Source organism: Micromonospora sp. NPDC047670 (assembly GCF_043204915.1).
Classification (GTDB): domain Bacteria; phylum Actinomycetota; class Actinomycetes; order Mycobacteriales; family Micromonosporaceae; genus Micromonospora.
In genome coordinates this window covers 1-8,573 of record NZ_JBIDDA010000002.1, presented here as the reverse complement: position 1 = coordinate 8,573, position 8,573 = coordinate 1, and the positions used below count along the sequence as shown (strand labels likewise).

Annotated in this window: 7 protein-coding genes; 2 read left to right on the top strand and 5 right to left on the bottom strand. The window is 73.3% G+C overall.

The genetic code is table 11. The features are described 5' to 3' along the window. Nucleotides 1–110: 110 nt before the first annotated feature. From ACGF7U_RS04695 to ACGF7U_RS04675, 5 genes are all read right to left on the bottom strand, one after another. Nucleotides 111–1,211, bottom strand: coding sequence for a YihY/virulence factor BrkB family protein (locus ACGF7U_RS04695; RefSeq protein ID WP_393102972.1), 1,101 nt, complete (start codon nucleotides 1,209–1,211; stop codon nucleotides 111–113). 64 nt (nucleotides 1,212–1,275) lie between these two features. Next, entirely contained in the window at nucleotides 1,276–2,085 is an 810-nt protein-coding gene (locus tag ACGF7U_RS04690) for an ABC transporter permease (protein ID WP_393102970.1), read from the bottom strand. A 10-nt stretch (nucleotides 2,086–2,095) separates the two neighbouring features. Next, nucleotides 2,096–2,890: an ABC transporter permease gene (locus ACGF7U_RS04685; protein WP_393102968.1), complete on the bottom strand. Its 795-nt coding sequence runs from the start codon at nucleotides 2,888–2,890 to the stop codon at nucleotides 2,096–2,098. Nucleotides 2,891–3,191: 301 nt separating this feature from the next. Continuing rightward, complete coding sequence (locus ACGF7U_RS04680; protein ID WP_393102966.1) at nucleotides 3,192–3,734, bottom strand: hypothetical protein; 543 nt, start codon at nucleotides 3,732–3,734, stop codon at nucleotides 3,192–3,194. A 124-nt stretch (nucleotides 3,735–3,858) separates the two neighbouring features. Further along, on the bottom strand, nucleotides 3,859–4,791 hold the full coding sequence (locus tag ACGF7U_RS04675) for an ABC transporter ATP-binding protein (RefSeq protein WP_393102964.1): 933 nt from the start codon (nucleotides 4,789–4,791) through the stop codon (nucleotides 3,859–3,861). A gap of 490 nt (nucleotides 4,792–5,281) precedes the next feature. Here ACGF7U_RS04675 and ACGF7U_RS04670 point away from each other — a divergent pair, with 490 nt between their 5' ends. Together ACGF7U_RS04670 and ACGF7U_RS04665 are read left to right on the top strand one after the other, a co-directional pair. After that, nucleotides 5,282–7,438 carry a TRAP transporter permease gene (locus tag ACGF7U_RS04670; protein ID WP_393102962.1) on the top strand — a complete coding sequence of 719 codons (2,157 nt, stop codon included), beginning with the start codon at nucleotides 5,282–5,284 and terminating at the stop codon, nucleotides 7,436–7,438. Next, nucleotides 7,435–8,454 carry a TAXI family TRAP transporter solute-binding subunit gene (locus ACGF7U_RS04665; protein WP_393102960.1) on the top strand — a complete coding sequence of 340 codons (1,020 nt, stop codon included), beginning with the start codon at nucleotides 7,435–7,437 and terminating at the stop codon, nucleotides 8,452–8,454. The genes ACGF7U_RS04670 and ACGF7U_RS04665 overlap by 4 nt, the downstream gene beginning before the upstream one ends. The last annotated feature ends 119 nt before the right edge of the window (nucleotides 8,455–8,573 follow it).

Sequence of the window (8,573 nt, the reverse complement as noted above, 5' to 3'; positions counted from 1 at the left end):
GGGGGGGGGGGGGGCGCCGGCGGCGGGCGGGGGGGGGGGGGGGGGGGCCCGGGGGGCCCCCCCGCGCCGGGGGGGGCCCGGGGGGCGCGGCGGTTTACGGGGCGGCGGGGTCAGCGGCGGCCGGCCGCGTTGCGCTTCTTCCTGAGCTTGCGGTCGTCGCGCAGTTCGACGTACGGCTCCTCGTCCGGCGAGTGGCCCGCCTCGATGGCGCGGCTGCGCTCCAACTCGGCGTCGAACTCCGCGCCGAGGAGGATCGCTATGTTGCTCAGCCAGAGCCAGATCAGGAAGATGATCACACCCGCGAGCGCCCCGTACGTCCTGTTGTACGAGCCGAAGTTGGTGACGTAGAGGGCGAAGAGGCCGGAGATCACCAGCCAGATCACCACGGCCAGCACGCCCCCCGGGCTGACCCAGCGGAACCCGCCGTGCCGCGCGTTCGGTGAGGCCCAGTAGAGGATCGCGAACATCAGGCTGACCAGGAGCAGCAGCACCGGCCACTTGGCGATGTTCCACACGGTCACCGCGGTGGAGCCCAGCCCGATCGCCTCGCCCACCTGCTCGGCGAAGCCACCCGTGAAGACCACGATCACCGCGCTGGCCAGCAGCATCACGCCGATCACCGCGGTGACCCCGATGCGGATCGGCAACGTCTTCCAGATCGGCCGCCCCTCCGGGACGTCGTAGATCGTGTTGGAGGCGCGCATGAACGCGGCGATGTAGCCGGACGCCGACCAGAACGCGGCCAACAGACCGAGGATCGCGGCGAGCCCGGCGAAACCGCCGCTCTGCTGCGCCTGGTTGATCGCCCCCTCGACGATCTGCCGGATGTTCTCCTGGGGAACGGCCTCGTTGACGGTGTCCTTGACGCCCTGCGTCGCGCGCGGGCCGAGCAGGCCGAGGATCGAGACCAGCACCAGCATGCCGGGGAAGATGGAGAGCACGCCGTAGTAGGTCAGGGCCGCCGCCCAGTCGGTAAGGCTGTCGTCCTGGAACTCACGGAACGTGCGCCGCAGCGCCGCCTTCCACCCGGCGCCCGGCAGTTCGGCCGGGCTGTCGGGGCCCTCGTCGGGCCCGACCGGGCCACGCCCGGAGCGGTGCCGCTCGGTGCCGGCACCTCGGTCGTTGCGGTCACCGCCCACCCGGCCGGCGGCCACGGCCCCGGAATCGTCACGGTCGCGCCCGCTGCGGGCGGAAGACTCGTCGGAGGCCATCGCCCCTCCCTCTGGTCGGCTTGTGTCCCCTCGACATGCCCCGCCAGCGGCGACGGTTAACCACCTACCTGTAGAGCAACCTGCCCATCCGGCGCGAAGCCACCAGCAGACCGACGGCCAGCACCGCGAGCAGGTAGAGCACGTCGAGCACCCACGCCCAGCCGGCCGTGCCCACGGACACGCCACGGATCAGGTGCACCGCGCGGTAGAGCGGGGTCACCTCGACCACCCAGCGCAGCAGGGACGGGTAGGCCTCGGCGGGGACGAACGTGCCGGAGAAGAGGAAGAGGGTGAACTGGGCCGAGCCCATCAGGTCGAAGTCCTGCCAACTGCGCATGACGGTGGAGACCGTCATGCCGAGCGCGCCGAAGGCGAAGCCGACCAGCACCGCCGCGGGGAAGGCGAGCAGGGCCCGGGCCGCGGTGGTCAGGTCCATCGCCACCATCACCACCAGGAACGCGGCCGAGTAGGCCCCGCCCCGCAGCATCGCCCAGCCCAGCTCCCCGAGGGCGATCTCGAACGGCTGCACCGGGGTGGCGATCACCCCGTCGTACAGCTTCATGTACTTCATCTTGCCGAAGAAGTTGAACGTGGTTTCCGACAGCGCGCCCGTCATCGCCGACGAGGCGAGCATGGCCGGCGCGACGAACGCCGCGTACGTGACCACCTCCCCGCCGGGCAGCGTGAGGTCGCCGACCAGCGCGCCCACGCCGACGCCGATGGAGAGCAGGTAGAACAGCGGTTCCACGAAGCCGGAGAGGAGCAGCAGCCAGTAGACGGACCTCAGGGCCGCGACGTTGCGCTCGGCCACCGACGCCGACCGGCGGGACGCGGCGGAGACGTCGACCAGTCGGGGCAGGACGAGACTGACCACAGGACCCCTCCTAGACGACGAGCCGGCGACGGAACGCGCGGCGGGCCAACAGCCAGCCGGCGACCGCCCAGGCCGCGAGGTAGAGCAGGTGGCCGGCGACCGACCACTGCGGAGCGGTGCCGAGCGTCGCCGCCCGGCACAGGTCGACGCCGTGCCACAACGGCGTCGCGTACGCCAGCCAGCGCAGCGCCGTGGGCAGCGACTCGACCGGGAAGAACACCCCGGCGAACAGCGTCATGGGGATCACCGCGAAGCGGAGCAGCATCGCCAGCCAACTGTCGCTGGACACCACCGCCGCGTACGCGAAGGTCGGCGCGGCGACGGCGAGGCCGAGCAGCGCCACCACCGGCAGCGTGGCCACCGCCCACGGCGAACGCAGCGCCCCGAACAGCCCCGTCACCAGCAGGAACGCCGCGATGGTGGTGAGCACCCGGAACAGCACGAAGGCCAGGTGGCCGCCGAGGATGTCGCCCACCCGCAACGGCGCCGCGCTCTGCGCGAAGTAGGTCTTGATCCACTGGAAGTTGCTGAACACCGGCCACGTCGACTCGCCGATCGCCGTCTGCACCGCGGTCGACGCGATCAGGCCGGGCACGATCCAGTCCAGGTAGCGCACCCCGCCGACGCCCTGGTCGATGTAGGCCCCGACGCCGACCCCGAACCCGAGCACGGTCAGCACCGGCAGCAGGAAGGACGAGAAGAGCCCGGCCCGCCAGGTGCGCCGGTAGCCGACCAGGTGGTGCGCCAGCACCGCCAGCGCCGGCACCCGGGGCAGCGGCGGCCGGGCCTGCTGCGCCACGCTCACGTGACCACCTCGCCTCGCTCCGCGTCCACCACGGCCTTCCTACCCGGGAGGTACGACAGACCGGGGGCCACCCTACGGCGGACCGCGCGCCCTGTCGCCCCGTTTCGCACCGAACACTGTCGACACGGACAGGAAGAACGCGGACGGAGAAGGGCGGGCAGGAGAAAGGCGGAGGGCGAAGGGCGGACAGGAGAAAGACGTCGCGACCGAAGCGCCCGCCCTCGCCGGGCAGCCGGCGCGCGCCAGCCCGGCGGGTCAACACGCGCCGCCCGCGATCAGCGCGTGCCGCCGGTCGGGGTGGTCAGCGGGTGCGGAGGGCGCGCAGCAGGGACAGCACCGCGTGGCCGAGCAGCAGCAGCCCGGCGCCGGTGCCGACGACCAGGCCCGCCGACACCCCGGAGGCGAGCGCGGTGACCAGCCCCGCCAGCGCGACGGCACACATGGCGGCGCCGAGCGGGCGCAGCAGCGGGTCGCGCAGCACCGGCACGAGCGGGAAGAAGTGCAGCCCCACCACGGCGCACACCAGCACGGGGATGAACTCCGACCAGCCGACGAGGCCGAGCATGGCGGCGCCGATCGCGGCGGCGGCGAACTCGGCGGCGACGATCAGGAGGTGACGCCGGTCGGCGGCGCGGTCCCGGGCGGCGACGGTGGCCTTCCGGCTGCGGGCCACGACGACCGCGCCGGCCACCGCCGTGAGCAGCGCCGCGCCGCTGCCGACGACGAGCAGAGCCCGCAGCGGGGGGTCGGCGGCCGGCACCCTGAACCAGATGGTGGCGGTGACGCCCAGGTAGAGCGCGCCCAACCCGGCCTGGTGCCGGGACTGGAACTGCAACCTCGACATGACACCCCCGCGCTCGTCACCGGACAGGCGGGTGCCACCGGCCCGCCGATGCTACGGAGCCGTCACCGCTGCCGCATCCCGCCGGGCGGGCCGGCCCGGTCGCGGGCGGGAGCGCTCCGCCCGGTCAGTCGACCAGGGTGCGGCCGGTCAGGTGGAGGAAGACGTCCTCCAAGCTGCTGCGCCGGATCAGCACGTTGGCGGGCTGCAGCCCCAGCGCGCCGACCTCGGCCACCGCCGCGTCGCCGTCGGAGACGTAGAGCAGGACCCGGTCCGGCAGCACCTCGACCCGCTCCCCCAGACCGGCGAGCTTGCCGGCGAACGCCTCCTGCGACTCGGCGGCGAACCGCAGCTCCACCACCTCGCGGGTGGCGTGCCGCTCGATCAGCGCGCGGGGCGAGCCCTCGGCGACGATCCGCCCGCCGTCCATCACGACCAGGCGGTCGCAGAGCTGCTCCGCCTCGTCCATGTAGTGCGTGGTGAGCACCAGCGTGACGCCCTGCTGCTTGAGCCGGAACAGCCGCTCCCACACCAGGTGCCGGGCCTGCGGGTCGAGCCCGGTCGTCGGCTCGTCGAGCAGCACGATCTCGGGCTCGTTGACCAGCGCGCGGGCGATGGTGAGCCGCCGTTTCATGCCCCCGGAGAGCGGCTCGACCTTGCTGTCGGCCCGCTCGCTGAGCTGGACGAAGTCGAGCAGCTCGGCGGCGCGCGCCCGGGCCACCCGGCGGGGGATGCCGAAGTAGCGCGCGTAGGTCGTGAGGTTCTCCCGGACGGTCAGCTCGGGGTCGAGGTTGTCGAGCTGGGGGCAGACGCCGAGCCGGGCGCGGATGGCGGGCCCGTCGCGGACCGGATCCAGGCCGAGGATGCGCAGCTCCCCGCCGCTGGGCGGCGAGACGCACCCGACCATCCGCATGGTGGAGGACTTGCCGGCGCCGTTGGGGCCGAGGAAGCCGAACGCCTCACCGGCGCGCACCTCGACGTCGATGCCGTCGACGGCGGTGAAGTCGCCGAACCGCTTCACGAGCCCTCTCGCCCGGATGAGTGGCTGAGCCGTGGTCACCGTCCGACCCTAACCGCCCGGTCCGACACCTCCCACCGGATTCGCCGGGGCGTGACGCCCGAGCCCGCCACCGCGGCGCGCCGCCGGTTGAGGTGCGGCAGCGCCCCGACGCGACCCGGCTGGACCAGCAGGTCTGCACGGAGAGCAACGAGATCACCCTGCGTCACGCGCCGTCGGCGGCGGAGCGTGTCCGCGTGGTCGGCGGTCGGTCGGACGACCCGCCGCAAGCGGCGGACCCATAGTGGACAACACGGATTCAAACGGCTTACAACAATCCGCATTTCCGCCGAATCTCATTCACATTTCGGCCAATAGCGACCTCGACCAGGTACCTCTGGGTAATTGTCCACTGCACACCATTACTGACCGCAATCATGATCAGCAATATTCCCTGGGGTGTGCAATTCGCGTATCGTGCCCCACCGTGTCACCAGTACGTTCCTCCGGCGATTCCGCCCCGCAGCCGCCTTCCGTGACCTCAGGATCCACAATGGACGACGGCCCGGTGCCGCTGCCGTCAGAGCCGGCGAATCGGACGGATCCCGACGGCGATACGCCCGATCCGCGGGACCTGGCCGCCCAGTTCGAGGACGAGAAGCCGGGACGGGTGCTCTCCGGGCCGGTCGGCGTCCTCGTCACCGGCGCGACGCTGGCGGTCGCGCTGCTCGCCCTCTGGCAGGTGTTCCGGCCGCTCCCGCAGGGCAGCAAGTTCTACCTGATCATCTTCCTGGCCGGCGTCCTGCCGATCGTCTTCCTGGCGTACCCGGCGAACCTGCGACTGCCCCGGCGACCGCGGCGCGGGGCACGACAGCCGGACGGGGAGGGCCCGCCCGACGTCGGGAACCGCGTCGAGGGCGGCGGCCCGAGCGTGGCGGACTGGGTGCTGGCCGCGGCGGCGCTGGTCAGCTGCCTCTACCCGGTGCTGCCGGTCCCCCTGGGCGCCGGTGGCGGCGGGTACGACGCCTTCCTCGACCGGCAGGGCCTGCTGGTCGGGGTCGACGTGGCCATGGGCACCGTGCTGCTCCTGTTGCTGCTGGAGGCGTGCCGGCGCACCACCGGGTGGATCCTGCCGGCCGTCTGCCTGGTCTTCCTCGGCTACGGCTACTACGGCGGTCTGCTGCCCCAGTCCTGGCCGGTGGCGCACGCCGGCCTCGACTTCGGTCAGCTCGTCGACGCCTTCTACAACTCCGACAGTGGCTTCTTCGGCACCCCGCTCGACGTCGCGGCGACGTACATCGTGCTGTTCACCATCTACGGCGCGGTGCTCGACCTCTCCGGGGCCGGGCGGTTCTTCGTGGAGCTGTCCGCCGCCGCCTTCCGGCGCTCCCGGACGGCCGCCGGGCGCACCGCCGTCGCCTCCGGGTTCCTGCTCGGCACCGTCTCCGGCTCGGGCGCGGCGACGACGGTCAGCATCGGCGCGGTCACCTGGCCCGTCCTGCGCCGGGCCGGCTACCCGCCGGAGCGGGCGGGCGGCATGCTCGCCGCGGCCGGCGTCGGGGCGATCCTGTCCCCGCCCACCCTCGGCGCGGCGGCCTTCATCATCGCCGAATACCTGGGCGTGTCCTACCTCCAGGTGCTCGGCTGGGCGACCGTCCCGACGGTGCTGTACTACCTCGGCATCCTGCTGGCGGTGGAGATCGACGCCCGGCGCTCGGGGGTGCGCCCGGTGGTGCTCGACACCGCCTCGCCCTGGCGGCTGCTGGGCCGGTTCGGCTACCACTTCCTCTCGCTGCTCGCGATCGTCGTGCTGCTCGCCGTGGGCTTCTCCGCGACCCGTGCCGTGGTGGTGGCCACCGTCCTGGCCGCCGCGCTGTCCTTCCTGGACCGGCGGCACCGGCTCACCCCCGCCCGGCTGCTCGCCGCCCTGAGCGCCGGCGTGCGCGGGGTGCTCGCCGTGAGCGCGGTCTGCGCCGCGGCGGGCATCATCACGGCCACCACCACCAAGACCGGCCTCGGCCCGCAGGCCGCCGCGCTGCTGGTCAGCGGGGCGCAGGCCGTCAGCTCGGACCCGGCCGTGGTGCTGGCGCTCACCGCGCTGCTCGCCGCCGTCGCCCTGACGCTGCTCGGGCTGGCCGTGCCGGTCACCGCGTCGTTCGTGATCGGCTGGGTGATCATCGGGCCGGCCCTGCTGGACCTGGGCGTCACCGCGCCGGCCGCGGCCATGTTCGTCTTCTACTTCGCGGTCCTGTCCGAGGCGTCCCCGCCGACCGCGCTCGCCGCGGTGGCGGCCGCCGCCGTGACCGGCGGCCGGCTGGTGCCGACCATGTGGCAGACCCTGCGGTACGCCCTGCCGGCGTACCTCATCCCGCTCGCCTTCGTGGTCACGCCGACCGGCCTGGGGCTGCTCGGCATCGGGGGCGCGCGGCGGATCGCCGTGGCCGGGGTGGTCGCCGCCCTCAGCGTCGCCGTGCTGGCGGTGGCGGCGGGCGGCTGGCTGCCCGGCGTCGGCCCGGCCGGCACGCCGGAGCGCGTCCTCGGCGCCCTCGCCGGGCTGACGCTGCTCTGGCTCGAACCCGTACCCGTCGCGGTCGGCGCCGTCCTGGCTGCCGTCATGGTGGCGGGTGTGCTCGTCAGACGCGGCACCGCCGGCCCGACCGGCGTGCCGCCAGCAGGTCAACCGGTGAACCATGGGGAGGAGAAACAGTGAGACGGATCAACGTGCGGATCGCCGCGGGGGTGGGTGCGCTGGCGCTCGTCGCGGCGGGCACCGCCGGTTGCGGGGGCCGTCAGGACGGCGCCACGAAGGACGACGCCGCCAGTGAGATCACCTGCAAGGTCACCGAGAGCACCCGCGTCGGCATCGCCACCGGCAACGCCACGGGCGTCTACTACGTGGTCGGCAACGCCCTCGCCGGCCAGCTCTCCGGGGCGACCGACGGCAAGCTGAGCGGCACCGCCGCCGAGACCGGCGCCTCGGTGCAGAACATCGAGCAGCTCGTCGGCGGCCAGTACGACGTGGCCTTCTCGCTGTTCGACACGGCGGTCAACGCGGTGCAGGGCAAGGGCACCTTCACCGCCCCGCAGCCGGTCGAGGCGCTCGCCCGGATCTACGACAACTACACGCAGGTCGTCGTCCGGGCCGACGCGGGGATCAACTCGGTCGCCGACATGAAGGGCAAGAAGATCTCCACGGGCTCCCCGAAGTCCGGCACCGAGGTCATCGCCAACCGCCTGCTGGAGGCCGCCGGCCTCGACCCGGCGAAGGACATCCAGGCGCAGCGGCTCGACCTGACCAAGACCGTCGAGGGCGTCAAGGACGGCAGCATCGACGGCTTCTTCTGGTCGGGCGGGGTGCCCACGGGCGGCGTGACGGACCTGTTCACCACGGCCGGCGACAAGGTGAAGTTCATCGACATCACCCCGCTGCTGCCCAAGATGGCCGAACTCAACCCGGCGTACCAGGCGGGCACGATCAGGGCGGACGTCTACAAGACGTCGGCGGACACCCCGACCATCGTGGTGCCGAACGTGCTGCTGGTCCGCAAGGACCTCAACGCCGACGTGGCCTGCGCGATCACCCGGACGGTGTTCGACAAGAAGGACGCCCTGGCCCAGGCCAACCCGGCGGCCAAGGGCATCAGCCTGGACACCGCCCGCAAGACCGACCCCGTGCCGCTGCACCGCGGCGCGGCCAAGGCGTTGCAGGACCTCGGCGCGAGCTGACCGTCGGTGGGGGGGGGGGGGGGGGGGGGGCCCCCCCCCCCCCCCCCCCCCCCCCCCCCCCCCCCCCCCCCCCCCCGGGGCGGCCCCCCCCCCCCCCCCCCCCCGCCCCCCCCCCCCCC

Bases quoted from the DNA above. Each gene is read 5' to 3' on its own strand.
- ACGF7U_RS04695 (WP_393102972.1), bottom strand. From the start codon at position 1,211: ATGGCCTCCGACGAGTCTTCCGCCCGCAGCGGGCGCGACCGTGACGAT.
- ACGF7U_RS04680 (WP_393102966.1), bottom strand. From the start codon at position 3,734: ATGTCGAGGTTGCAGTTCCAGTCCCGGCACCAGGCCGGGTTGGGCGCG.
- ACGF7U_RS04670 (WP_393102962.1), top strand. From the start codon at position 5,282: ATGGACGACGGCCCGGTGCCGCTGCCGTCAGAGCCGGCGAATCGGACG.